Origin of the sequence: Pseudomonas sp. B19125, from assembly GCF_044218855.1 — a bacterium.
In the GTDB taxonomy this organism is placed as follows: domain Bacteria; phylum Pseudomonadota; class Gammaproteobacteria; order Pseudomonadales; family Pseudomonadaceae; genus Aquipseudomonas; species Aquipseudomonas edaphica.
Genome location: NZ_CP162589.1, coordinates 11,814 through 34,428, shown reverse-complemented (window position 1 = coordinate 34,428; position 22,615 = coordinate 11,814). Strand labels below are relative to the sequence as shown.

Here is a 22,615-nt window from a genome sequence, read left to right as displayed (position 1 = left end):
GCCAGATGCTGATTATCCCCGCTATCGATCTTAAGGACGGCGCTTGTGTACGCCTGCGCCAAGGCCGCATGGAAGACTCCACCGTGTTCTCCGATGACCCGGTGAGCATGGCTGCCAAATGGGTAGAAGGGGGCTGCCGTCGCCTGCATCTGGTGGACTTGAACGGCGCCTTCGAAGGCCAGCCAGTCAATGGCGAAGTGGTTACTGCCATCGCCAAGCGCTACCCGAACCTGCCGATCCAGATCGGCGGCGGCATTCGCTCCCTGGAAACCATCGAGCACTACGTCAAGGCTGGCGTGAGCTACGTGATCATCGGCACCAAGGCCGTGAAAGACCCGGCCTTTGTCGCCGAAGCCTGCCGCGCGTTTCCGGGCAAAGTCATTGTGGGCCTGGACGCCAAAGACGGTTTCGTCGCCACCGACGGCTGGGCGGAAATCAGCACCGTGCAGGTCATCGACCTGGCCAAGCAGTTCGAAGCCGACGGCGTGTCCGCCATTGTTTATACCGACATCGCCAAAGACGGCATGATGCAGGGCTGCAACGTGCCGTTCACCGCTGCGCTGGCCGCTGCAACCAGGATCCCGGTGATCGCCTCCGGTGGCATTCACAACCTGGGCGATATCAAGTCGCTGCTGGACGCCAAGGCGCCCGGCATCATCGGCGCCATCACTGGTCGCGCGATCTACGAAGGTACTTTGGACGTCGCCGAAGCCCAGGCTTACTGCGACGCCTACAACGGCTGAGGACTGACCATGGCGCTGGCCAAACGCATCATCCCTTGCCTGGACGTCGACAACGGTCGCGTGGTCAAGGGCGTCAAGTTCGAGAACATCCGCGATGCGGGTGACCCGGTGGAAATCGCCCGTCGCTACGATGAGCAAGGTGCCGACGAGATTACCTTTCTCGACATCACCGCCAGCGTCGACGGCCGCGACACCACCCTGCATACCGTCGAGCGCATGGCCAGCCAAGTGTTTATCCCGCTGACCGTGGGCGGTGGCGTGCGTACCGTGCAAGACATCCGCAACCTGCTCAACGCCGGTGCGGACAAGGTCTCGATCAACACCGCCGCCGTGTTCAACCCGGAGTTCGTCGGCGAAGCCGCGCAGCACTTCGGCTCGCAATGCATCGTGGTCGCCATCGACGCCAAGAAGGTCTCCGGCCCGGGCGAAACCCCGCGCTGGGAGATCTTCACCCACGGCGGTCGCAAGCCGACCGGCCTGGACGCGGTGGAATGGGCGATGAAGATGGAAGCCCTGGGCGCCGGTGAAATCCTGCTGACCAGCATGGACCAGGACGGCATGAAAAACGGTTTCGACCTGGGCGTGACCCGCGCCATCAGCGATGCGCTGGGCATTCCGGTGATCGCCTCCGGCGGCGTCGGCAACCTGCAGCACCTGGCCGACGGCGTGATCGAAGGCCACGCCAGTGCGGTGCTGGCGGCGAGCATTTTCCACTTTGGCGAATACACCGTGCCGGAGGCAAAAGCCTATATGGCCGCACGCGGTATCGTCGTTCGCTAAACGCTGCTGGACACCCTGGCAGGCGCGGGGCACTCTCTGCGCTTGCCATGGATTCCGGTAGCCTTCATGTTCAAGACCCTTCTGCTTGCTCTCGCCAGTACGTCCATTCTGTTGACGGGCTCGGCTCACGCCGAGGAACCGTCCGACGCCTCCCTGGTGTTGCTGACGGAAAACTTCCCGCCCTACAACATGGCGAAAAACGGCAAGAACTTCGCCAAGGAAGAAAACATCGAGGGCATCGCCGTCGATATCGTGCGCGAGACGTTCAAGCGTGCCGGCATTTCCTACAACCTGACTTTGCGTTTTCCTTGGGAGCGCATCTACAAACTCGCCCTGGAAAAGCCCGGTTACGGCGTCTTTGTGATGGCGCGCCTGCCGGACCGCGAAGCGCTGTTCAAATGGGTCGGCCCTATTGGCCCGGATGACTGGGTGATGCTGGCCAAGGCCGACAGCAAGATTGAGCTGACAGACCTTGAACAGGCTCGTCGATACAAGGTCGGCGCCTACAAAGGTGACGCCATTGCCGAGACCCTGGAAAAGCAGGGCCTTAACCCCATCGTTGCGCTACGTGATCAGGACAATGCGCAAAAGCTGGTGGATGGCCAGATCGACCTGTGGGCCACCGGCGATCCGGCGGGCCGTTATCTGGCTCGCCAGGTGGGGGTGACCCAACTGAAAACCGTGCTGCGCTTCAACAGTGCCCAGTTGTACCTGGCGCTGAACAAAGACGTGCCGGATGAGGTGGTGGCCAAGCTTCAGGCGGCACTCGAGCAGTTACGGGGTGAGGGTGGTGTCGATCAGATCATGGCCCGTTACCTCTAGTTCGGGCTCTGCTTGAGGCGCTTCTACCAGTGGAGGCTGCTCATCAGGCAGCACCTCGGCGTTTGGATAATCGCTCATGTAGATGTTGTCACCATTGGTATAGCTGGCGGTGCTTGAAACCTGACTGCCGTCCTGTCGCAGCAGGCGGTATTCGCTTTGGACAAGGTACGCCGCAACGGCTTTTTTCGGCGGAACATAAGTGATGATTTCCAGCGACGAAGCCTGGTCCCAGCCTTTCGCCGAGCGCTGCGTGTGTGTGAAGTCGCGATCCAGGTGCGCCGAAAAACTCAATTCGAAGACGTGTTCGCCCACCGGCCACTCTTTACCCAGACCGATACTGGTGTTGGCCGCCAGTGCCTTGGCAGTCCCGCTTACTTCACCTTTCGCGGCCGTCCACATGAATGGCTGACTGGTAGCTTCGGTGTTGTGCCCAAAGCCGACACACAGGTGGCGGTCCGTGCGCTCCAGGCGGTAGGTGGGCGATGCCTGAAACTGTTCGATCACGGCCAACTCCGGGTCTTTGACACAGAACCATGGCAGCTCACACACCTGAGGCGCGTGGACGGATTCATCATTGCCCGGGCTTTCGTACCCGCTGAGCGCGGGCGGTGGCGGCAGGTCGTGCAGTTGCGCTGTCAATGTCAGGCGCAGTGAATAGGCCTCAAGGCTTGGCTTGGCATAGTCGCCATGGCCTATGAAGGTGCCGGGGGCGAGGTATATTTCGCCGGCGGGAGCATTGGGAGGTGTCACCGACCAGAGGCTTAAGTCGTTGGTGGCGCCGCTGCCTTTATCGTCCCAGATCAATTCGCCCGTTTGAGCGGCCATCACCAGGTCTTTTCGCACGCACCGCACGGCATGGCGTGAAGGTTTGTCGTAGTCCACGCCGTACACCAGCCCCATCGCCACATAGCCCTCTGGCGGCAGCGGGCGCCAGATAGATGCATTGCTCAGCGCTCCGGTGCCTTCATCCTGCCACACCAATTGATAATCGACGGGCGCACGCAGGGCCGTGCCGTCGACGTTGTTCGCGTCGCTGACGACAGCGACAACGTTGCCGTGGTTGATATTGCGATAGTGGTCGACCGCAATATCACCCAAGGTAAAAAACGGTCTCAGTGCATCGGAGGCGGTGCTCGGCCGCCAGAGGCCGACGGCTTTGTGCGCGCCCGACCCCTTGTCGTTCCACAGCGGCAGAAACTCGCTGGTAAAGCTGATGAGCAGGTCATTGAATTGCAGAAGCTTCATGGAGGGCTCTCCAGTTGATGGGAGCATCAACTATCGAGCAGTGCACTCGGCGCCGAGCGGTAACTATCTACGCGCCGGAAGATACGTCCCGTTTTTACCGTGTGCAGCCATGGCTAGGTTGCTTCGCACGCTGATCATCAACTTGATATCAATCCAGTCGATGCCCTGGGCCTTGAGCTTGGGCAACTCACGCTCCAGTACCGCCAGCGTTTGCGGGTAAGGGTGGCCGATCATCACCACCGAGCCCTGCTTGTGCGCCAGCTTGATCGCGGTTTGCAGTTGTGTGGCAATCGCCGCTTCGGTGCGTTCGTCATCCAGGAATACATCCCGCGACACATGCGCCAGCCCGATCTTCTGCGCCTCGGCGGCGGCGACGGTCTGTGCGCTGGTGCGGCTGTCGACAAAGAACTTGTTGCGCCGTTGCAGCTCGGCCATCAGCCACGCCATCGCCGCTGGCTGGGCGGTCATGCGGCTGCCCATATGGTTGTTGATGCCGGCGGTATAGGGCACAACCTTGAAGGCGGCGTCCAGGCGTTTGCCGAGTTCTTCGATAGGCAAGTCGGGGTGCCAGGCGAACGGGCCAGTGGCCGGGTCCATAGGCATATGCAGGATCACGATCTTGCCGGCCTTGTGCGCCTCACGGGCAAATTCGGCGGCGTGGGGCGTGTCGGGCATGATCGCCGTGGTCACCGGCCCAGGCAGGGCCAGCACACGACGGTCCCGGGGCAGGTTTTGTCCCAGGTCGTCGATGATAAGGGTCAGGTAGGCTTTGCGAGGCGCGTCGGCCGGAGTCGCATGGGCGATTCCGGCCAGGCTGCACAGCACAGCGATGATCAGGGCAAAACGCATATCAACGGCTGCGCGTAATGCTCAGGCCTTTAAGCAGGCTCAGCGCCTGGGCCAGTTGATAGTCGTCGTCCTGCGGCATCGGCTTGGCTTTGCTGCCGCTGCCGGTCGGCTGGTCGGCGCCGCCGTTGCCATTGCCCAAGTGACCTTGAAGGTCGGCCTCTTTGTAGTACTCGCTGTCGACCTCGTTGGTGATCTTGGCCCTGCGTACCTCGATGTCCGGCACGATGCCCTGGGCCTGGATCGAGCGACCGTTCGGCGTGTAGTACAGCGCCGTAGTGATCTTCAGGGCGCGGTCGTTGTTCAGCGGCAATACGGTTTGCACCGAGCCTTTGCCGAAGCTGGTGGTGCCCATCAGCACGCCGCGTTTCTGGTCTTGCAGGGCACCGGCGACGATTTCCGACGCCGAAGCGCTGCCGCCGTTGATCAGCACGGCCAGTGGCACGCCTTCGCTCAGGTCGTTGCCGGTGGCCGAGAAGCGCAACTCGGAGTTGGCGATACGGCCTTTGGTGTAAACAATCAGGCCTTTGGTGATGAAGTGGTCGACCACTTCAACCGCCGACTGCAGCACGCCGCCTGGGTTGTTACGCAGGTCGAGCACGATGCCGTTGAGTTTCTTGCCGTTGTCTTTGCGCAGTTTGGCCAAGGCCTTGGCCACTTCGTCGCCGGTCTTGACCTGGAACTGGGTGATACGGATGTAACCGTAGCCCGACTCCAGCAGCTGGCTCTTAACGCTCTTGACCGTGATGGTCGCGCGGGCCAGGGTCACGTCAAACGGGTTGCCGCCGTCGCGTACCAGGGTCAGGGTGATTTTCTGGCCGAGCTTGCCGCGCATCTTGTCGACGGCTTCGGTCATGGTCTGGCCACGGGTTGGTTGGCCGTTGATCTTCACGATCAAGTCGCCGGCCTGAATGCCCGCCTTGGACGCAGGCGTGTCATCGATCGGCGAGACCACTTTGATCTGGCCATCTTCGGAGCCGACTTCGATGCCCAGGCCGCCGAATTCACCGCTGGTGCTTTCCTGCAGCTCGGCGAAGTCTTCCGGCCCCAGGTAGGCGGAGTGCGGGTCGAGGTTGCTGAGCATGCCCTTGATGGCATTTTCCAGCAGGGTTTTGTCGTCTACGGGTTCGACATAGGCTGCCTTGATCCGGTCCATGACCTCGGCAAAGGTACGCAGCTCGTCCAGCGGCAGCGGTGCCTTGGTGGTCGCTGCGGTGGCGGCGGGTGCCGGTGCAGCCTGGTCGGCAAAAGCCAGCGGCGCGCCGATCACCAGGGCGATCGTCAGGGCCAGCGAAGTGAGGCGGGACAAATGCAGCATGTCGAACGAACTCCTAATGTAGGTGCAGCCCTATCCTTGGGAACGGCACCATTGTGCAGGGTCGCTCGGGCGGCCCTGCTGACGAATAGCGAAGTACAGCGCCGGGGTGTCCTGGCCACCACTGTTACCGACAGTGGAGATGGACTCACCGGCTTTTACAACATCACCTGCCGACTTGAGTAATGTCTGATTGTGGCCGTAAAGGCTCAAATAGCCATTGCCGTGGTCAAGAATCACCAACAAACCGGCCCCGCGCAGCCAATCGGCAAACACCACACGGCCACCGTGAACGGCGTGGACCTGGCTGCCGGCGGCGGCGCTGATCATCACCCCATCCCACTTGGCGCGGGTGTCATCGCCACGGGTTTCACCAAAGCGTGCCAGCAGTCGACCATCAACGGGCCATGGAAGTTTGCCGCGGGCTGAAGCAAAAGGGCCGCCGAAGTTCTCGCCGGAGCTGGAAACCAGCGGCCCGGGCGCTGCGCGCGCCGGTTTACGCGGCGCTGGCGCGTCAGTGGTAGCGGCCAGCTCGGCTTCACGCTGGCGCTTTTTTTCCGCTTCCTGCTGGGCGATCAGCGCCTTTTGCCGCGCTTCTTCAGCCTCACGTGCCTGGCGAGCCAGGGTTTCCTCGATGGTTTTGAGCACTTTGCCCAAGTCGGCCTGGTCTTGTTCGCGGGCCTGCAGCTTGGCGTCGCGGGCCTTCACGTCATTGTTGAGCTTGGCCAGGGCTTGCTGGCGCTCTTTGCGCACCTTGTCCAACTGGTCGCGCTGAGTGTCGAGGGCGGTTTTCTGATCCATCAGTTGCGACTGCTGGTCGGCGATTTCCTGCTCGACATTGGCCAACTGGCGCAGGGTTTCATTAAAACCCTTTAATTGTGCCAGGCGCGCCTTGCTCAGGTAGTCGTAGTAAGTGAGGGTGCGCGCGAATTTCTCCGGGTTCTGCTGGTTGAGCAGCAGCTTGAGGTATTCCTGGCGGCCGCTCTGGTAGGCGGCGCGGGCCTGGATCGCGATCAGGCGTTGCTGTTCAACGCGTGCGCTCTGGAGTTTTTTTTTCTCAGCGTCGAGTCGCTCCAGTTCCGACTCGCTCTTCTTTAATTCTTTTTGTAGCTCCTGGACCTGCTTCTCGAGCTTGCCCATCTCGGTTTCCGTGCCGCGCAGGTCTTTCTGCACCCCGGATTTTTCTTCCTGGAGCTTGCCGAGCAGCTTTTTCAGCTCGGTAATGTCCTGACGCGTAGCGTCCAACTGTTGTTGGGTTTGTGCGCGCTCATCGGCAAACGCCGGTTGGAGCAGGCAGACAAGAGCGAGGGAAATCAAGGCGCGAAGCATAGAGGCGGGCGACACCAGGGAAATGGACGGCCTAGTATGCCCGCCAAGCGCCGCAAAAAAAACGCCTCAACGCCATCTGCTTTGAGGCGTTCGTCATAAAAAGCCTTTCAGGGCGATTTAATTGGGCGGTTTGAAGGTTAAACACTATCGAAGAAACGCTTTGAAACGCTCCACCTGCACTGGTTTTTGCTGCTGAGAATAGACTCACGAGCCCTCTAATCAGTCAGTTGGCGCGATCGGCAATGTCCGGTGTTCATGAGTCAAAAGGCCAGCAAACCTGGCTCGATTACGGATTGCCCGACCTGCGTAGCCTTGATCGGGCTCTACGATCTTGCGCACTCGAGGAGGTGTTGGCGGGCAAAGACATTGCCGATGCTGTCGATATCGTAGCTTCAAATCTGGGGATTACCGATTCGACATGCCCTCAGGTTTGTATAGATTCCCCTCTGGGCAGGGTGTTGATCCAGCGCACGACGCTGGGGCACATTGTTGAAAAGCGGCAGGATGCCAGAGAACGATACGTAAAATTCGCGCTGGATACGCTGACAGGGCCTCTGGAAATCTGGCGTGTCGCCTATAGCGACGGCTCGGCTCGGCTGGCGTTCATCGGTGCTTATGAAACCAAGCGACAAATGCTGGTGGTGGTGAATATCCAGGCAGGCAATGTGTTGTGGAATTTCATGCAGACCGATGCCAAGGCGCTGAATAAGCATCGCCATGGGGAGCTGCTTTACAAACGCTACCAACTTTTATAACAGGCAAAGAAAAGGGCAGTTCTCTCGAACTGCCCTAAGTTAGAGCGCTTGATATTCATATACACACCCTCAAGCAGGGGTGTGGAGGTCTCACCCTACGCTGATGTCCAGTCATCAACGGGGTTCCTACGCCAGTTATCGCCGCTGGAGGCAACTGGTTTCGCGCTCACCTTCATTATTGACGGGCTACTCGCTTTGAGCAACCCCCGAACTGTTTCAGACCAGAATCGAAGTACCGGTCATCTCTTTCGGCTTCTCCAACCCCATCAGCTTCAGCATGGTCGGCGCCACGTCCGCCAGCACGCCGCCTTCACGCACTTTCAGGTCGCGCTTGCCGACATAGATGAACGGCACCGGCTCGGTGGTGTGGGCGGTATGGGCTTGCCCGGTGGATTCGTCGGACATCTGCTCGCAGTTGCCGTGGTCGGCGGTGATCAGTGCCTCGCCGCCGACTTTCTCCAGGGCGTCGACGATACGGCCGACGCACTGGTCCAGGCATTCCACGGCTTTTACAGCTGCTTGCAGGTTGCCGCTGTGGCCGACCATGTCGCCGTTGGCGTAGTTGACCACGATCACGTCGTAACGCTGGTTGTCGATGGCATCGACGATTTTGTCGGTGACTTCAGGCGCGCTCATTTCCGGCTGCAGGTCGTAGGTGGCGACTTTGGGCGACGGGATCAGGATGCGTTCTTCGCCTGGGAACGGTTCTTCACGGCCGCCGGAGAAGAAGAAGGTCACGTGGGCGTATTTCTCGGTTTCGGCGATGCGCAGCTGGGTCTTGCCGTTTTTCGCCAGGTAATCGCCCAGCACGTTTTCCAGGCTGCCCGGGGCAAAAGCTGCCGGGGCCGGGATGTTGGCGGCGTATTGGGTGAGCATGACGAACTCGGCTTTCGGCTGGCGGGCGCGCTCGAAATCCTTGAAACCGGCGTCAACGAATACATGGCTCAGTTCGCGGGCACGGTCGGCGCGGAAGTTCATGAACACTACGGCGTCGCCGTCTTCCACTTTCACCGGCTCGCCGATGGTGGTGGCTTTGACGAACTCATCGCTCTCGCCACGCGCGTAGGCGGCTTCCAGGCCTTCCTGGGCGGTGGCGGCGTTGAATTCGGCCTGGCCGTCGACGATCAGGTTATAAGCCTGGGAGACACGGTCCCAACGGTTGTCGCGGTCCATGGCGAAGTAACGGCCGACCAGGCTGGCGATACGGCCCTTGCCAAGCGCGGCGAAGGTGGCGTCGAGCAGTTCGATGGACGACTGCGCGCTTTTAGGCGGTGTGTCGCGGCCGTCGAGGAAGGCGTGCAGGTAAATCTTGTCGGCGCCGCGCTTGAAGGCCAGCTCGGCCATGGCGACCAAGTGATCCTGGTGGCTGTGAACGCCGCCGTCGGACAACAGGCCCATGAAGTGCACGGCCTTGCCGGCTGCGACTGCTTTATCCACCGCCGCGCAGATCGTCGGGTTCTCGAAGAACTCGCCGTCGCGGATCGATTTGGTCACGCGTGTGAAGTCTTGGTATACCACTCGTCCGGCGCCGAGGTTCATGTGGCCGACTTCCGAGTTGCCCATCTGGCCGTCCGGCAAGCCCACATCCATACCGGAGCCGGAGATCAGGCCGTTGGGTACGGTGGCCGTCAGGCGGTCGAGTACCGGCTTGTTGGCCGAGTACACGGCGTTGTCGTGGTGGCTTTCACTGTGTCCGAAGCCATCGAGAATTATCAGGACCAAAGGTTTAGGCGTGGTAGTCATAGATCCTCTCGCGGCGGTAATAAAGGAAGGCAATCTAAAAGGGAGTAGCAGTTTAAAGCGAAGTTCCGACCACGTCACCGCTTTACGGGGGTTGGCCGCCCCTGACGGCTGTGTATACTTACCGCCATTTTAACGCCCTGGAACCTCCTTGATGGTTGATCACCTGATTGCATTTGCCACTGCCCACTACCTGCTCGCGGGTGCCTTCGTCATCCTGCTGGCGCTGCTGATCGCTCATGAAATGAGTCGCGGTGGCCGCAGCCTGAGCACGTCGGAGCTGACCGCACTGGTCAACAAGGATGAGGCCGTTGTCGTGGATATCCGCCCGGCCAAGGATTTCGCCGCCGGCCATATCGTCGGCGCGCTGAACATTCCACAGGACAAGCTGATCGCCCGTTTGCCCGAGCTGGAAAAACACAAGGCCAAGACCATTATTCTGGTCGACGCCCAAGGCCAGCACGCCGGCACCCACGCCCGCGAGATGCTCAAAGCCGGTTTCACCGCCGCCAAACTGTCCGGCGGTATTGGCAGCTGGAAGGCCGATAACCTGCCGCTGGTGAAGTGATATGAGCCAGGTTGTCGTTTACTCCAGCGATTGGTGCCCCTACTGCATGCGGGCCAAGGCCCTGCTTGAGAAGAAGGGCATTGCCTTCGAAGAGATCAAGGTCGACGGCAAACCCCAGGTGCGCGCCGAAATGACCAAGAAAGCGGGACGCACGTCCGTGCCGCAGATCTGGATCGGTGACAAGCATGTCGGTGGATGCGATGACCTGTTCGCTCTGGAGCGCGCCGGTAAACTCGATGCGCTGCTGCTCGTCTGACTCCTAAACCCTAAAAGACCCCAAGATCAAGAAGGATCTGCGATGACTGACCAACAGAACACCGAAGCAGCAGAAGCTCAAGGCCCACAGTTTTCGCTGCAGCGGATCTACGTGCGTGACCTGTCGTTCGAAGCGCCGAAAAGCCCGGCGATCTTCCGCCAGGAATGGACCCCAAGCGTTGCGCTGGACCTGAACACCCGTCAAAAGGCTCTGGAAGGCGACTTCCACGAAGTCGTGCTGACCTTGTCCGTGACTGTTAAGAACGGCGAAGAAGTAGCCTTCATCGCTGAAGTGCAACAGGCTGGTATCTTCCTGATCCAGGGCCTGGACGAAGCGTCCATGAGCCACACCCTGGGCGCGTTCTGCCCGAACATCCTGTTCCCGTATGCCCGTGAGACCCTGGACAGCCTGGTCACTCGTGGCTCGTTCCCTGCGCTGATGCTGGCGCCGGTGAACTTCGATGCCCTGTACGCGCAAGAGCTGCAGCGCATGCAACAGGAAGGTTCGTCGACTGTTCAGTAAGTTGACGCGATAAAAAATGTGGGAGCGGGCTTGTGTGGGAGCTGGCTTGCCTGCGATAGCATCACCTCAGTATCACTGATACACCGAGGTGACTGCATCGCAGGCAAGCCAGCTCCCACACAGGTCTGCTCCCACATTTTGTTTATGCGTTACTTGAAGCCGAGCTGGCGCCAGCCTTCGTAAACCGCGACGGCTACAGTGTTGGACAAGTTCAAGCTGCGGCAACCCTCGCGCATCGGCAAACGCAGACGATGGCCATCGGGCAAAGCATCAAGCACCTCCGCCGGCAGGCCACGGCTTTCCGGGCCGAACAGGAAGGCGTCGCCTTCGGCAAAGCTGGCGTCATGAAACGGCCGCGAGCCCTTGGTGGTGAACGCGAACAGCCGTGGGTGGCCGAGGCTTTCCAGGCAGCTGGCCAAATCGGCGTGGCGCTTGAGCGTGGCGTACTCGTGGTAGTCCAGCCCGGCGCGGCGCAGGCGTTTGTCGTCCATGTCAAAGCCCAGCGGCTCGATCAAATGCAGGTGGCAGCCACTGTTGGCGCACAGCCTGATAACGTTGCCGGTATTCGGCGGAATTTCTGGTTGAAAAAGGATGACGTGAAACATGCACGGCTCCGAAGGCAAAGATGCGTTGCATTCTACCCCTGAAGACGACCCAAGGCCGAAGCTATTGCCACGGGTGATGGGCTCACTGGCGATTGTTGGCTTGATGATCGGGCTGATGATCGGTCGCCTGACCACGCCGGATCCGGTTGAGTTGCAGCAGGTAGAAACAGCGGCAGACGGCGTGGTGGTGTGGTTCAACAGTGAACCCAAGCTGCACGGCGAACATATCGACGGCACCGTGGCGCTGCTGTTCGGCGCGCAAGGCAAGGCTGCCAGCGGGCAACTCAAGGTCAACGACAAGGACGTGAATTGGCGCGTTCGCAAGACCGATGGCGGCCTGCTGCTGAACCTGGTGGCGGCTCGGCCGTTGCGCGGGGAATGGAAAGGGGAGAAGGCCGAGGGTCGCTGGCGGCTGCAGATCCATCTGCGCGAGGAATAAAAGAGGGAGTTCCCGGCCTGCCTGTACCAGGGCTCCCAAAACGGGGTGAAGCCTTGCAAGGCTTCGGTGTTAAAGAGGGAATCCCCGGCCTGCCTGTACCGAGGTTCCCGAAACGGGTGTGGGGCGCGACGCGATCCGCATCAAGCACCCCGGGTGTAAAGAGGGGATTCTCGGCCTGCCTGTACCAAGGTCCCCGAAACTGGGTGATGTAAGGGTTATTGCAGGGCGCGTGCCAGAAGTTGCAATGTGTGCCAAAAAATTTCGCCAGAAAGCGCAAAGCCCCGGAATACGGGGCTTTGGTGTTTTTGCGGTTTGATGTTTTCTTGATTCGGCGGGTGTTTCAGGCTGGCTGGATGTGCGCGATGCTAGTTCATGGTGCATTGAAGCGGTGCACTCCACCTGATCGTTCCCACGCTCCGCGTGGGAATGCATCGTGTGACGCTCCGCGTCACCAGTGCACAGATCTGAACTTGCGGTGAGCCTCGGACGCGGAGCGTCCGGGGAGGCGTTCCCACGCCGAGCGTGGGAACGATCAGCAGTTAGGCTTCATCACCCTCATCATCATCCCCGCCATCGACCTTCATCCCCAGCTCCTTGATCTTGCGCGTCAAGGTGTTACGGCCCCAGCCGAGCAGCACGGCGGCATCGCGGCGGCGGCCGGCGGTATGCTTCAAGGCGGTTTCGATCATGATGCGCTCGAAGGCCGGTACGGCGCTGTCCAGCAGGTTCGACTGGCCGCGTGCCAGGGCCTGGTCGGCCCATTGGCGCAGCGCCTGCTCCCAGTTGGTCACCGGGGCCGAATCCTGCGGCAGGCTCAACAGCTCCGGCGGTAGGTCGCTGATGTGTACTTCGCGCCCGGACGCCATCACCGTGATCCAGCGGCAGGTGTTCTCCAACTGACGCACGTTGCCCGGCCACGGCAGGTTCTTGAGGTATTCCTCGGTCTCGCTTTTGAGCAGCTTCGGCTCCACCGCCAATTCTTGCGCGGCGCGGCTGAGGAAGTGGCGGGCCAGGGTCGGAATGTCTTCGCGGCGGTCCGACATTCGTGGGATATGGATGCGAATTACGTTAAGACGGTGAAACAAGTCCTCACGGAATTTGCCCGCGTGCACCAGGGTTTCGAGGTTCTGGTGGGTCGCCGCAATAATGCGCACGTCGACCTTGACCGGCGTGTGCCCGCCGACGCGGTAGAACTCGCCGTCAGCCAGTACACGCAGCAAGCGCGTCTGAGTGTCAGCCGGCATATCGCCGATTTCATCCAGAAACAGCGTGCCGCCGTCCGCCTGTTCAAAGCGCCCGCGACGCAGGTTGGCCGCGCCGGTGAACGCGCCTTTTTCATGGCCAAACAGCTCGGACTCCATTAAGTCCTTCGGAATCGCCGCCATGTTCAGCGCGATAAACGGCGAAGCCGCCCGTGGGCTGTGACGGTGCAGCGCATGAGCGACAAGCTCTTTACCGGTGCCCGACTCGCCGTTGATCAACACGGTGATGTTGGAGTGGCTCAAACGCCCGATGGCGCGAAACACTTCCTGCATCGCCGGTGCTTCACCGATGATTTCCGGGGTGCGGGTCAGGGCTGGCGGGGCTTCCTGGCTTTGTTGTTCCTGGGCGTGCTGGTTGGCGCGCTTGACCAGCGCCACGGCCTCGTCCACATCGAACGGTTTAGGCAGGTATTCAAAGGCGCCGCCCTGATAAGACGCGACAGCGCTGTCCAGATCCGAGTGCGCGGTCATTATGATCACCGGCAAACGCGGGTGCTGCTCGCGGATCCGCGCCAGCAAGTCCAGGCCACTGGCGCCGGGCATGCGGATGTCGGAGATGATCACGTCCGGCTGCTGACGCGCCAGGCGGCTCATCACCCCGTCGGCGCTGTCGAAGCTCTGGGTGGTCATGCCTTCCTGTTGCAAGGCTTTCTCGAGGACCCAGCGGATAGAACGGTCGTCATCGACGATCCACACAGTTTCACTACGGCTCATGTCGTGGGGGCTCCTTGTTCCAATGGCAGGAAGATCGAGAACGTGGTGTGGCCGGGATGGCTTTCACATTCGATCAGGCCCTGGTGCTGGCTGATGATGTTCTGAGTAATGGCCAGGCCCAGCCCGGTACCGTCCGGGCGGCCGCTGACCATGGGAAAGAAGATGGTTTCCTGCAGTTCGGCTGGGATGCCCGGGCCGTTGTCGATGATCTCGACCTTGGTGACCAGGCGGTGGCGCACATGGCCGATGGTGAACTGGCGCAGAGCGCGGGTGCGCAGGCTGATGCGGCCCAGGCGCAGTTCGTTCTGGCTGCTGATGGCCTGCATGGCGTTGCGCACGATATTGAGCACCGCCTGAATCATCTGCTCGCGGTCGATCAATACGTCGGGAATGCTAGGGTCGTAGTCGCGCACCAGAGTGATGCAGCCTTGGCTTTCGGCCTCGACCAGCTGGCACACGCGCTCCAGCACTTCGTGCACGTTGGTCATCGCCAGGGACGGCAACTTGTTGGAGCCGAGCATGCGGTCCACCAGGTTACGCAGGCGGTCGGCCTCCTCAATGATGACGTTGGTGTAGTCCTTGAGGTGTTCCTCCGGCAACTCACGGGCCAGCAACTGCGCGGCGCCACGAATCCCACCCAGTGGGTTTTTGATTTCATGGGCCAGGCCGCGCACCAGCATCTTGCTGGTTTCCTGTTTGGACAGCTGCGCTTCTTCTTTAGTAATGCGCAGCAGACGGTCGCGGGGGTGCACTTCGAGCAACAGCAGGGTCGCGCCGTTGCTCAAAATCGGGGTCACGGCGTAGTCGACGGTCAGGGTCTGGCCGGTGAGGGCGGTGAGCATCGCTTCGCGCTTGGTAAACGGGTGCGCCTGCTCCACGGCCTGGCGCAACGAACTCAAGGCCTCGGCCGACTCGGTGAACAATTCGCTGATGAACTGCCCATGGCTGCGCTGACCACTGATGGCCAGGAGCATCTCCGCCGCCGGGTTCATGTACTCAAGACGCAGGTCGTCATTGAGCAGGATGGTCGCGGTGGTCAGGTTGTCGAGTAACAAACGGTGCAGTGCATCGCTGATGGTCATCGGGACCTCTTTTGGAGCAAGGCGCGGGCTTGAGGCACACGCTGATACAAGGAAAATGCAAAAACCAAACCAAGGCTCCGAAAAGAAGCGTTAAACCCCTGAAATAAGGGTTTTAGGCGCGAAACTGTGGCGTTCTGCCAGCTTGATCGAGAAGAATCGAACCAAAATGGGCTGGGAGGGTGGGAAGTGTGCAGGCTGTCGCACCAATATAGTGCGGTTTTGTGAAGGTTGTTCAGGAAGTGATGGCTGGTGAAAAATTGTCTGGAGGAGCGGGGTCAATGTGGGAGCTGGCTTGCCTGCGATAGCGGTGGCACATTCACCATTGCTATCGCAGGCAAGCCAGCTCCCACAGTTTTGATTGGGTTTGCAGGCTTTAACCTTTGTAGATGCACAGCTCGGCGGTGGCGCGGATCATTGCCAGTTGGCGCAGCGGATCATTCAGCGGCTCATGCACGGCGGTGGCCAGCCACTGCGGGCATTGCGGGTCGGTGCGCTGCGGGGTGAAGTCGGCCAGTTGCTGCAGCAGGGTTTTTTGCAGTTGGTCCAGCCGTGGTCGGATCTGTTTTACCAAGTCCGGGCGCGGGTCGTCCGGGGCTTTGCCCTGGAACTGCCAGTCGGACAGGTGGGTGTACTGCACCAGCTTATTGGCCTCGATCTGCGCCGAGAAAAACTGCTCGGCGGCAGAAGGGTCGAGTTTGTAGTTGGGCGCTTGGGCGGCGACGCTGGCGATCACCTCTTGTTCGCGCTTTTTGTCCTCTACGGGCTTGTGGCTGTCCCATTTGCTCAGGGCTACCTGATCGGCAATCTCCAGGCGCTCGGCGATGCTGTTGAGCAAAGGCTCCAGAGTGGGCGGCGCTGCGCTGGCTGTGGCGCAGGCGAATAACAGGGCGAATGCAAATCTATGTTTCAACGTAGATCTCCTTGTGGGAGCGGGCTTGCTCGCGAAGGCGGTGTGTCAGTCACCCGATGCATTAACTGATACGCCGCCTTCGCGAGCAAGCCCGCTCCCACATTTTGATTGGGTTTGCAGATTTTGGGCAGTGTCAGCCAGAGGCTACCTTAACTTGCGTGCTTGCCTACAGGTGCGCCAGAATCCGCCGGCTTGTACGGCTGGCTTGTCGTCTCTAAGGTTGCTCGGTCGCTGCTCATCAGCGATCAGGTTTAGTAGCCTGGATTCGAATTGTAGGCCGTGCATTCTCCATCAATCAGATTTCCCAAATCTGTGCTTGATGGTGGCTGTGCGCAGGGCATCCTCGGATGCGCCGGGCTTCTACATTCACCGGTCTACTAACCTGCGCACAGCCGCCACCCTTTCGTTTAGTAGCGAAGCGAAGGCGGCCTCATTAGAGGAATGTAGAAAATGTTCAAACCAACGCCAAATCCGCCTCCATCCGTCTTCACCATCGACCCTGGCAGCGACGACGAATCCCTGCTGATCAACAGCTTCGAAGCCTTCTCCTCGGTCAGCACCTTGTTGCTTGATTTGTCCGAGGCGCTGGAAGGCAAACACCGCGATACCGTCCTGGCCATTCACCAGCTCAGTGCCCTCGGCACCTTGATGGTGGGCAACATGCTCGACCGCCACGCCCCGGCTCGCTAAACGCCAGGCAAAAAAAAGACCTCCCGAAGGAGGTCTTTTTCGTTACGCCGCGTTAAGCAGCGCTACCGGATCAGCAGCTGTAGTACAGCTCGTATTCCAGTGGGTGTACGAAGGTGCGTACTTTGATTTCTTCTTCGCTTTTCAGCTCGATGTAGGCATCGATGAAGTCGTCGCTGAATACGCCGCCTTTGGTCAGGAACGCACGGCCCTTGTCCAGCTCTTCCAGGGCTTCTTTCAGGCTGCCGCACACTTGTGGGATCTCTTTGGCCTCTTCAGGCGGCAGGTCGTACAAGTTTTTGTCGGCGGCGTCGCCTGGGTGGATCTTGTTCTGGATACCGTCCAGGCCAGCCATTACCAGCGCAGCGAAGGCCAGGTATGGGTTAGCTGCCGGGTCCGGGAAGCGCGCTTCGATACGGCGAGCGCGAGGGCTGGACACGTAAGGAATACGGATCGAAGCGGAACGGTTACGCGCCGAGTAGGCCAGCATTACCGGAGCTTCGAAACCTGGCACCAGACGCTTGTAGGAGTTGGTCGACGGGTTGGTGAAGCCGTTCAGGGCCTTACCGTGCTTGATGATACCGCCGATGAAGTACAGGGCAGTGTCGGACAGGCCGGCATAACCTTCGCCAGCGAAGGTGTTCTTGCCATCTTTGGCGATGGACAGGTGAACGTGCATACCCGAACCGTTATCGCCGTACAGTGGCTTAGGCATGAAGGTAGCGGTACGGCCGTAGGCATCAGCCACGTTGTGTACGCAGTACTTCAGGGTCTGAACTTCGTCAGCCTTGGCTACCAGGGTGTTGAACTTCACGCCGATTTCGTTCTGGCCGGCAGTCGCCACTTCGTGGTGGTGAACTTCGATGACCAGGCCCATCTCTTCCATGGCGTTGCACATGGAGGTACGGATTTCGTGGTCGTGGTCGAACGGCGGAACCGGGAAGTAACCACCTTTGATACCTGGACGGTGGCCTTTGTTGCCGCCTTCGATGTCCTGGTCGGACATCCACGAACCTTGTTCGGAGAAGATTTTGAACATGGAACCGGAGATGTCGGACTTGAACTTGACCGAATCAAAGATGAAGAACTCTGGCTCCGGGCCTACGAATACGGTGTCGCCGATACCGGTCGACTTCAGGTATTCCTCAGCGCGCTTGGCGATCGCACGTGGGTCGCGGTCGTAGCCTTGCATGGTCGAAGGCTCGATCACGTCGCAGACGATGATCAGGGTTGGGTCTTCGGTGAACGGGTCGAGTACGGCAGTGCTGTCGTCCGGCATCAGGATCATGTCGGAAGCTTCGATGCCTTTCCAGCCGGCAATGGAGGAACCGTCGAACATTTTGCCTTCTTCGAAGAACGCATCATCCAGCGCGTCGCGAGCCGGCATGGTCACGTGGTGCTGAGTACCTTTAGTGTCCGTGAAGCGCAGATCAATCCATTTAACGTCATGATCTTTGATGAGTTGAACCGACTTCGACATGGTGTCCTCCGGGTGGCTTCGGGCTGGGGTAGTGGAGTTAGCCCTTAGAATGTGGGTGATGCCGGCGCGAATACTCGACCAAGGCAACCTGCCTCACAAGAGAGCAAATTGCATGCCAGTGCGCCAACATGGCCTTTTTGCCTCAAAATGGCCCCTATAACGGTGCAATCCGCTGAAGCGGAATAAATAACGCACTGCAATGTAGCGTTAATTTGCGCAAATGACCCGTTTTGGTGCGTTGCGTCTGTGATGCATATTAACTGGTTAAACCTTGAGCGATTTCCGCTATAATCCGCGCCCCCCTTTTTCAGCAGGCCCGGCGCGCGCTGTTTCCATGAAATTAATCGTAAAAGTCTTCCCCGAGATCACCATCAAAAGCCGACCGGTACGGACGCGTTTCATCCGTCAGTTGGCCAAGAACATCCGTGCCGTGCTCCGAGACCTGGACCCGGCTGTGGTGGTGAACGGTGTGTGGGACAACCTCGAGCTGGAAACCCGCATAACCGACGCCAAAGCCTTGAAGGACATGACCGAGCGCCTGAGTTGCATGCCGGGCATCGCGCATTTCCTGCAGGTCGATGAGTACCCGTTGGGCGACTTCGATGACATCACCGAAAAGTGCAAACAGCACTACGGCGAGTCGCTTGAAGGCAAGATCTTTTCGGTGCGCTGCAAGCGCGCCGGCAAGCACACCTTCAGCTCCATGGATGTGGAGAAATACGTCGGCAGCAAGCTGCGTCGCGAGTGCGGCGCCGCCGGAATTTCCCTCAAAGCGCCGCAAATTGAAGTGCGCATGGAAATTCGCGACCAACGGTTGTTTGTGATCCACAGCCAGCACAACAGTATCGGCGGCTACCCGCTGGGCGCACTGGAACAGACCCTGGTACTCATGTCCGGCGGTTTCGATTCCACGGTGGCGGCCTACCAGATCATGCGTCGCGGCCTGATGAGCCACTTCTGCTTCTTTAACCTGGGCGGGCGTGCACACGAATTGGGCGTGATGGAAGTCGCGCACTTTATCTGGAAGAAGTACGGCAGCTCCCAGCGCGTGCTATTTGTAAGCGTGCCGTTTGAGGAAGTGCTGGGCGAAATTCTCGGCAAAGTCGATAACAGTCATATGGGCGTAGTATTGAAGCGTATGATGTTGCGCGCTGCGTCCCGAATCGCCGATCAATTGCAGATCGACGCGTTGGTGACCGGTGAAGCGATCTCCCAGGTGTCCAGCCAGACGCTGCCGAACCTGTCGCTCATTGATTGCGTCACCGAGAAGCTGGTCTTGCGCCCGCTGATCGCCAGCCACAAACAGGACATCATCGACCTGGCAGAAGAAATCGGCACGGCCGACTTTGCCAAGCACATGCCTGAATATTGCGGGGTCATTTCGGTGAACCCCAAGACCCACGCCAAGCGCAACCGCGTGGAGTATGAAGAACAACAGTTTGATATGGCGATTCTGGAGCGTGCGCTCGAGAACGCCAAACTGGTCCCGATCGATCGTGTTATCGATGAATTGGGCCAGGATGTGCAAATCGAAGAAGTCAGCGAAGCGCTGGCCGGCCAGATCGTCGTCGATATCCGTCATCCGGATGCCGCCGAGGATGAGCCGCTGGAAATCGCTGGCATCGACGTGCAAGCGCTGCCGTTCTACGCATTGAACGCGCGCTTCAAGGAACTGGATAACAGCCGTCAGTACCTGCTGTATTGCGACAAAGGCGTGATGAGTCGCCTGCATGCCCACCATTTGCTCAGTGAGGGGTATGCCAATGTGCGCGTTTATCGACCGAGCTAAGAGCCCGGGGCTGTTTGCCTGTGGCCTGCGTCACCGGCCCCCCGACTCTGCCGTCAAGCTGTAACGGCAAGGCCTGACTCTACTGTTAATCGCTGCCACGACCTGTCAGCACACCGAATCCTCTGATCGAGATACACAAGTGATCGAAAATCTACGTAACATCGCCATCATTGCTCACGTTGACCATGGTAAAACCACCCTGGTAGACAAACTCCTGCGTCAATCCGGCACCCTGGAGCGCAACGAGCTCAACGACGAGCGCGTGATGGACTCCAACGACCAGGAAAAAGAGCGCGGTATTACCATCCTGGCTAAAAACACCGCTATCAACTGGAACGGCTACCACATCAACATCGTGGACACCCCGGGCCACGCCGACTTCGGCGGCGAAGTAGAACGCGTAATGTCGATGGTTGACTCCGTTCTGCTGCTGGTTGACGCTCAAGACGGCCCTATGCCGCAAACTCGTTTCGTGACCAAGAAGGCTTTCGAAGCCGGCCTGCGTCCGATCGTGTGCATCAACAAGGTTGACCGTCCAGGCGCGCGTCCGGACTGGGTTCTGGACCAGATCTTCGACCTGTTCGACAACCTGGGTGCTACCGAAGAACAGCTGGACTTCAAAGTGGTCTACGCCTCGGCCCTGAACGGTATTGCCGGTCTGGAACACACCGACATGGCTGAAGACATGACCCCGCTGTACCAGTCGATCGTCGACAACGTACCGGCACCAAAAGTTGACCGTGAAGGCCCGTTCCAGATGCAAATCTCGGCACTGGACTACAACAGCTTCCTGGGTGTTATCGGTGTTGGCCGTATCGCGCGTGGTAGCGTCAAGCCGAACACTCCGGTTGTCGCCATCGGCGCCGACGGCAAAAAGCGTAACGGTCGTATCCTGAAGCTGATGGGTCACCACGGCCTGCACCGCATCGACGTTGAAGAAGCTTTCGCCGGCGACATCGTGTGCGTGAGCGGTATGGACTCGCTGTTCATCTCCGACACCCTGTGCCAGCCAGACAACGTTGAGGCGATGAAGCCTCTGACCGTTGACGAGCCAACCGTTTCCATGACCTTCCAGGTAAACGACTCGCCTTTCTGCGGTAAAGAAGGCAAGTTCGTGACTTCCCGTAACATCAAGGAACGTCTGGACAAAGAGCTGCTGTACAACGTTGCACTGCGCGTTGAAGAAGGCGACTCGGCTGACAAGTTCAAGGTTTCCGGCCGTGGTGAGCTGCACCTCTCGGTACTGATCGAAACCATGCGTCGCGAAGGCTTCGAAATGGGCGTTGGTCGTCCAGAAGTGATCATCCGTCAGGTTGACGGCGTGAAGCAGGAACCGTTCGAAAACGTGACCATCGACACCCCTGAAGAATCCCAGGGCAAGGTCATGGAAGAGATGGGCCTGCGTAAGGGCGACCTGACCAACATGGTGCCGGATGGCAAAGGCCGTGTACGTCTGGAATACAACATCCCTGCGCGTGGTCTGATCGGTTTCCGTAACCAGTTCCTGACCCTGACCAACGGTGCTGGCATCCTGACCTCGATCTTCGATCGCTACGACACCATGAAGTCCGGCGACATGTCCGGCCGTCAGAACGGTGTTCTGGTATCGGTAGAAACCGGCAAGGCGCTGACCTACTCCCTGGAAACTCTGCAGGCGCGTGGCAAGCTGTTCGTTGAACACGGTCAAGAGATCTACAACGGTCAGATCGTTGGTCTGAACAGCCGTGACAACGACATGGGCGTTAACCCAACCAAAGGCAAGAAGCTCGACAACATGCGTGCTTCGGGCAAAGACGAAACCATCGCTCTGGTCCCACCTGTTCGCTTCACCCTGGAACAGGCCCTGGAATTCATCCAGGACGACGAGCTGTGCGAAGTTACGCCTAAGTCGATCCGCCTGCGTAAGAAGATCCTGGACGAAGGCGAGCGTACCCGCGCTGCCAAGAAAGCCAAGAACTGAGTTAACTCAGGCTGAATGAAAAACGCCCCCGGTCGAAAGGCCGGGGGCGTTTTTTTATGCCTGATCGTTCCCACGCTCTGCGTGGGAATGCCGCTTGGGACGCTCCGCGTCCCGCTTTTAAGGGCGGACGCAGAGCGTCCAGGGCTGCATTCCCACGCGGAGCGTGGGAACGATCATCATGATCATCAGAACTTGTCGAGAGTCCGGAAATTGGTCTCGCGCACCACTTCCTTCGGCTTATACGCACAATACCCCGGCCGCGGCCCGATTTTCGGATGGTTGCGGCAGGTATCCGGGCGCTTGTCATAAATAGTGCAGAAGCGCGTCTTACGATCCAGGTACAGGCAGTCGTTATTGCTCATGCGCTGCAGGGTGAAAATTTCGGATTTGGAATTGTAGCGCTCGACGATGCCTTCCTTCTGCAAACGCTTGGCGATGTTCTTCGGCGGGTCGCCGCGCTCGAACTCATCGACGATGCCAATGCGGATCAGGTCCTTGATCTTCACCTCGACCGGCAGCGTGCAGCAGCTGGACACGCAGCCACCGCACATGTGGGCGGAATATTTCTGCCAGGTCTCGAGACGGTCGAGTTCAGCGGCGGCGATCAGTTGAGGCTTCATCAAGGTTCCAAGGTGGGGCTGTATCCGGGCGCGCGATCATACCGGGATTGGTGGTTTTTTGAACAATATTTTGCAGATTTCATCTCCAACGGTGCAGGGGAGAAAAGCAGGCACGGCCCCTGCATCAATTTCCAGCAATGGTGAAT

At 59.4% G+C, this 22,615-nt stretch carries 22 protein-coding genes; 11 read left to right on the top strand and 11 right to left on the bottom strand.

All coding sequences use genetic code 11. From position 1 onward, the window contains the following. Positions 1-5: 5 nt before the first annotated feature. From hisA to AB4P96_RS00140, 3 genes are all read left to right on the top strand, one after another. On the top strand, positions 6-743 hold the full coding sequence (hisA, locus tag AB4P96_RS00150; protein ID WP_008435688.1) for a 1-(5-phosphoribosyl)-5-[(5-phosphoribosylamino)methylideneamino]imidazole-4-carboxamide isomerase: 738 nt from the start codon (positions 6-8) through the stop codon (positions 741-743). Between the two features lie 9 nt (positions 744-752). Beyond that, positions 753-1,523 (top strand): imidazole glycerol phosphate synthase subunit HisF, encoded by a 771-nt coding sequence (gene hisF, locus AB4P96_RS00145; protein ID WP_017138643.1) that lies wholly within the window; start codon positions 753-755, stop codon positions 1,521-1,523. Positions 1,524-1,589: 66 nt separating this feature from the next. Then, the gene (locus tag AB4P96_RS00140; protein WP_395600390.1) at positions 1,590-2,345 is read left to right on the top strand and encodes a substrate-binding periplasmic protein; all 756 of its coding nucleotides are present in this window, start codon (positions 1,590-1,592) and stop codon (positions 2,343-2,345) included. On the opposite strand, the gene AB4P96_RS00135 is transcribed toward AB4P96_RS00140, so the two are convergent. The 4 genes from AB4P96_RS00135 to AB4P96_RS00120 all read right to left on the bottom strand — a co-directional run bounded on the left by AB4P96_RS00135 (position 2,298) and on the right by AB4P96_RS00120 (position 7,080). Beyond that, positions 2,298-3,590, bottom strand: a complete 1,293-nt coding sequence (locus AB4P96_RS00135) for a Vps62-related protein (RefSeq protein ID WP_170039135.1) — start codon at positions 3,588-3,590, stop codon at positions 2,298-2,300. The genes AB4P96_RS00140 and AB4P96_RS00135 overlap by 48 nt on opposite strands. Positions 3,591-3,653: 63 nt before the next feature. Beyond that, positions 3,654-4,439, bottom strand: coding sequence for a divergent polysaccharide deacetylase family protein (locus AB4P96_RS00130; RefSeq protein WP_099549498.1), 786 nt, complete (start codon positions 4,437-4,439; stop codon positions 3,654-3,656). A gap of 1 nt (position 4,440) precedes the next feature. Then, on the bottom strand, positions 4,441-5,754 hold the full coding sequence (locus AB4P96_RS00125; protein WP_170039035.1) for a S41 family peptidase: 1,314 nt from the start codon (positions 5,752-5,754) through the stop codon (positions 4,441-4,443). 30 nt (positions 5,755-5,784) lie between these two features. Next, a complete protein-coding gene (locus tag AB4P96_RS00120) occupies positions 5,785-7,080 on the bottom strand; it encodes a murein hydrolase activator EnvC (protein WP_017138638.1) in 1,296 nt (431 codons plus the stop codon). A gap of 242 nt (positions 7,081-7,322) precedes the next feature. Between AB4P96_RS00120 and AB4P96_RS00115 the strand changes: the two genes are divergently transcribed. Next, positions 7,323-7,835 (top strand): PBECR2 nuclease fold domain-containing protein, encoded by a 513-nt coding sequence (locus AB4P96_RS00115; RefSeq protein WP_099549497.1) that lies wholly within the window; start codon positions 7,323-7,325, stop codon positions 7,833-7,835. Between the two features lie 216 nt (positions 7,836-8,051). Here AB4P96_RS00115 and gpmI read toward each other — a convergent pair whose 3' ends face one another. Then, positions 8,052-9,578, bottom strand: coding sequence for a 2,3-bisphosphoglycerate-independent phosphoglycerate mutase (gpmI, locus tag AB4P96_RS00110; RefSeq protein WP_395600389.1), 1,527 nt, complete (start codon positions 9,576-9,578; stop codon positions 8,052-8,054). 151 nt (positions 9,579-9,729) lie between these two features. Here gpmI and AB4P96_RS00105 point away from each other — a divergent pair, with 151 nt between their 5' ends. Genes AB4P96_RS00105 through secB form a run of 3 tightly spaced genes read left to right on the top strand, consistent with a single transcriptional unit; the run spans position 9,730 to position 10,921 of the window. Then, positions 9,730-10,143 carry a rhodanese-like domain-containing protein gene (locus AB4P96_RS00105; protein ID WP_017138635.1) on the top strand — a complete coding sequence of 138 codons (414 nt, stop codon included), beginning with the start codon at positions 9,730-9,732 and terminating at the stop codon, positions 10,141-10,143. Between the two features lies 1 nt (position 10,144). Then, positions 10,145-10,399 carry a glutaredoxin 3 gene (grxC, locus tag AB4P96_RS00100; RefSeq protein WP_017138634.1) on the top strand — a complete coding sequence of 85 codons (255 nt, stop codon included), beginning with the start codon at positions 10,145-10,147 and terminating at the stop codon, positions 10,397-10,399. Between the two features lie 42 nt (positions 10,400-10,441). Beyond that, entirely contained in the window at positions 10,442-10,921 is a 480-nt protein-coding gene (gene secB / locus AB4P96_RS00095; RefSeq protein ID WP_012721755.1) for a protein-export chaperone SecB, read from the top strand. A 149-nt stretch (positions 10,922-11,070) separates the two neighbouring features. On the opposite strand, the gene AB4P96_RS00090 is transcribed toward secB, so the two are convergent. Then, positions 11,071-11,526, bottom strand: coding sequence for a tRNA (cytidine(34)-2'-O)-methyltransferase (locus AB4P96_RS00090; RefSeq protein WP_003171120.1), 456 nt, complete (start codon positions 11,524-11,526; stop codon positions 11,071-11,073). Here AB4P96_RS00090 and AB4P96_RS00085 point away from each other — a divergent pair. Beyond that, the gene (locus AB4P96_RS00085; RefSeq protein ID WP_017138633.1) at positions 11,525-11,965 is read left to right on the top strand and encodes a hypothetical protein; all 441 of its coding nucleotides are present in this window, start codon (positions 11,525-11,527) and stop codon (positions 11,963-11,965) included. The genes AB4P96_RS00090 and AB4P96_RS00085 overlap by 2 nt on opposite strands. Before the next feature lie 539 nt (positions 11,966-12,504). Here AB4P96_RS00085 and ntrC read toward each other — a convergent pair. From ntrC to AB4P96_RS00070, 3 genes are all read right to left on the bottom strand, one after another. Further along, positions 12,505-13,941 (bottom strand): nitrogen regulation protein NR(I), encoded by a 1,437-nt coding sequence (gene ntrC, locus AB4P96_RS00080; protein ID WP_017138632.1) that lies wholly within the window; start codon positions 13,939-13,941, stop codon positions 12,505-12,507. Next, entirely contained in the window at positions 13,938-15,023 is a 1,086-nt protein-coding gene (gene glnL, locus AB4P96_RS00075; protein WP_017138631.1) for a nitrogen regulation protein NR(II), read from the bottom strand. Before glnL ends, ntrC begins: the two co-directional genes overlap by 4 nt. Before the next feature lie 373 nt (positions 15,024-15,396). Then, positions 15,397-15,933 carry a chorismate mutase gene (locus tag AB4P96_RS00070; RefSeq protein WP_099549495.1) on the bottom strand — a complete coding sequence of 179 codons (537 nt, stop codon included), beginning with the start codon at positions 15,931-15,933 and terminating at the stop codon, positions 15,397-15,399. 450 nt (positions 15,934-16,383) lie between these two features. Here AB4P96_RS00070 and AB4P96_RS00065 point away from each other — a divergent pair, with 450 nt between their 5' ends. Further along, positions 16,384-16,623, top strand: a complete 240-nt coding sequence (locus tag AB4P96_RS00065) for a DUF6124 family protein (RefSeq protein WP_017138629.1) — start codon at positions 16,384-16,386, stop codon at positions 16,621-16,623. 70 nt (positions 16,624-16,693) lie between these two features. Here AB4P96_RS00065 and glnA read toward each other — a convergent pair whose 3' ends face one another. Next, positions 16,694-18,100 carry a glutamate--ammonia ligase gene (gene glnA, locus AB4P96_RS00060; protein ID WP_017138628.1) on the bottom strand — a complete coding sequence of 469 codons (1,407 nt, stop codon included), beginning with the start codon at positions 18,098-18,100 and terminating at the stop codon, positions 16,694-16,696. A 334-nt stretch (positions 18,101-18,434) separates the two neighbouring features. On the opposite strand from glnA, the gene thiI reads away from it, so the two are divergent. Then, the gene (gene thiI / locus AB4P96_RS00055) at positions 18,435-19,889 is read left to right on the top strand and encodes a tRNA uracil 4-sulfurtransferase ThiI (protein WP_065930794.1); all 1,455 of its coding nucleotides are present in this window, start codon (positions 18,435-18,437) and stop codon (positions 19,887-19,889) included. Between the two features lie 139 nt (positions 19,890-20,028). Beyond that, complete coding sequence (typA, locus tag AB4P96_RS00050; RefSeq protein ID WP_003217997.1) at positions 20,029-21,849, top strand: translational GTPase TypA; 1,821 nt, start codon at positions 20,029-20,031, stop codon at positions 21,847-21,849. Between the two features lie 185 nt (positions 21,850-22,034). On the opposite strand, the gene AB4P96_RS00045 is transcribed toward typA, so the two are convergent. Then, positions 22,035-22,469 carry a YkgJ family cysteine cluster protein gene (locus AB4P96_RS00045; RefSeq protein ID WP_053253906.1) on the bottom strand — a complete coding sequence of 145 codons (435 nt, stop codon included), beginning with the start codon at positions 22,467-22,469 and terminating at the stop codon, positions 22,035-22,037. Between the last annotated feature and the right edge of the window lie 146 nt (positions 22,470-22,615).

Excerpts from the sequence above, each read along its gene's own strand:
- hisA (WP_008435688.1), top strand. The coding sequence starts at position 6 with ATGCTGATTATCCCCGCTATCGATCTTAAGGACGGCGCTTGTGTACGC.
- hisF (WP_017138643.1), top strand. The coding sequence starts at position 753 with ATGGCGCTGGCCAAACGCATCATCCCTTGCCTGGACGTCGACAACGGT.
- AB4P96_RS00140 (WP_395600390.1), top strand. The coding sequence starts at position 1,590 with ATGTTCAAGACCCTTCTGCTTGCTCTCGCCAGTACGTCCATTCTGTTG.
- AB4P96_RS00135 (WP_170039135.1), bottom strand. The coding sequence starts at position 3,590 with ATGAAGCTTCTGCAATTCAATGACCTGCTCATCAGCTTTACCAGCGAG.
- AB4P96_RS00130 (WP_099549498.1), bottom strand. The coding sequence starts at position 4,439 with ATGCGTTTTGCCCTGATCATCGCTGTGCTGTGCAGCCTGGCCGGAATC.
- AB4P96_RS00125 (WP_170039035.1), bottom strand. The coding sequence starts at position 5,754 with ATGCTGCATTTGTCCCGCCTCACTTCGCTGGCCCTGACGATCGCCCTG.
- AB4P96_RS00120 (WP_017138638.1), bottom strand. The coding sequence starts at position 7,080 with ATGCTTCGCGCCTTGATTTCCCTCGCTCTTGTCTGCCTGCTCCAACCG.
- AB4P96_RS00115 (WP_099549497.1), top strand. The coding sequence starts at position 7,323 with ATGTCCGGTGTTCATGAGTCAAAAGGCCAGCAAACCTGGCTCGATTAC.
- gpmI (WP_395600389.1), bottom strand. The coding sequence starts at position 9,578 with ATGACTACCACGCCTAAACCTTTGGTCCTGATAATTCTCGATGGCTTC.
- AB4P96_RS00105 (WP_017138635.1), top strand. The coding sequence starts at position 9,730 with ATGGTTGATCACCTGATTGCATTTGCCACTGCCCACTACCTGCTCGCG.
- grxC (WP_017138634.1), top strand. The coding sequence starts at position 10,145 with ATGAGCCAGGTTGTCGTTTACTCCAGCGATTGGTGCCCCTACTGCATG.
- secB (WP_012721755.1), top strand. The coding sequence starts at position 10,442 with ATGACTGACCAACAGAACACCGAAGCAGCAGAAGCTCAAGGCCCACAG.
- AB4P96_RS00085 (WP_017138633.1), top strand. The coding sequence starts at position 11,525 with ATGCACGGCTCCGAAGGCAAAGATGCGTTGCATTCTACCCCTGAAGAC.
- AB4P96_RS00090 (WP_003171120.1), bottom strand. The coding sequence starts at position 11,526 with ATGTTTCACGTCATCCTTTTTCAACCAGAAATTCCGCCGAATACCGGC.
- ntrC (WP_017138632.1), bottom strand. The coding sequence starts at position 13,941 with ATGAGCCGTAGTGAAACTGTGTGGATCGTCGATGACGACCGTTCTATC.
- glnL (WP_017138631.1), bottom strand. The coding sequence starts at position 15,023 with ATGACCATCAGCGATGCACTGCACCGTTTGTTACTCGACAACCTGACC.
- AB4P96_RS00065 (WP_017138629.1), top strand. The coding sequence starts at position 16,384 with ATGTTCAAACCAACGCCAAATCCGCCTCCATCCGTCTTCACCATCGAC.
- glnA (WP_017138628.1), bottom strand. The coding sequence starts at position 18,100 with ATGTCGAAGTCGGTTCAACTCATCAAAGATCATGACGTTAAATGGATT.
- thiI (WP_065930794.1), top strand. The coding sequence starts at position 18,435 with ATGAAATTAATCGTAAAAGTCTTCCCCGAGATCACCATCAAAAGCCGA.
- AB4P96_RS00045 (WP_053253906.1), bottom strand. The coding sequence starts at position 22,469 with ATGAAGCCTCAACTGATCGCCGCCGCTGAACTCGACCGTCTCGAGACC.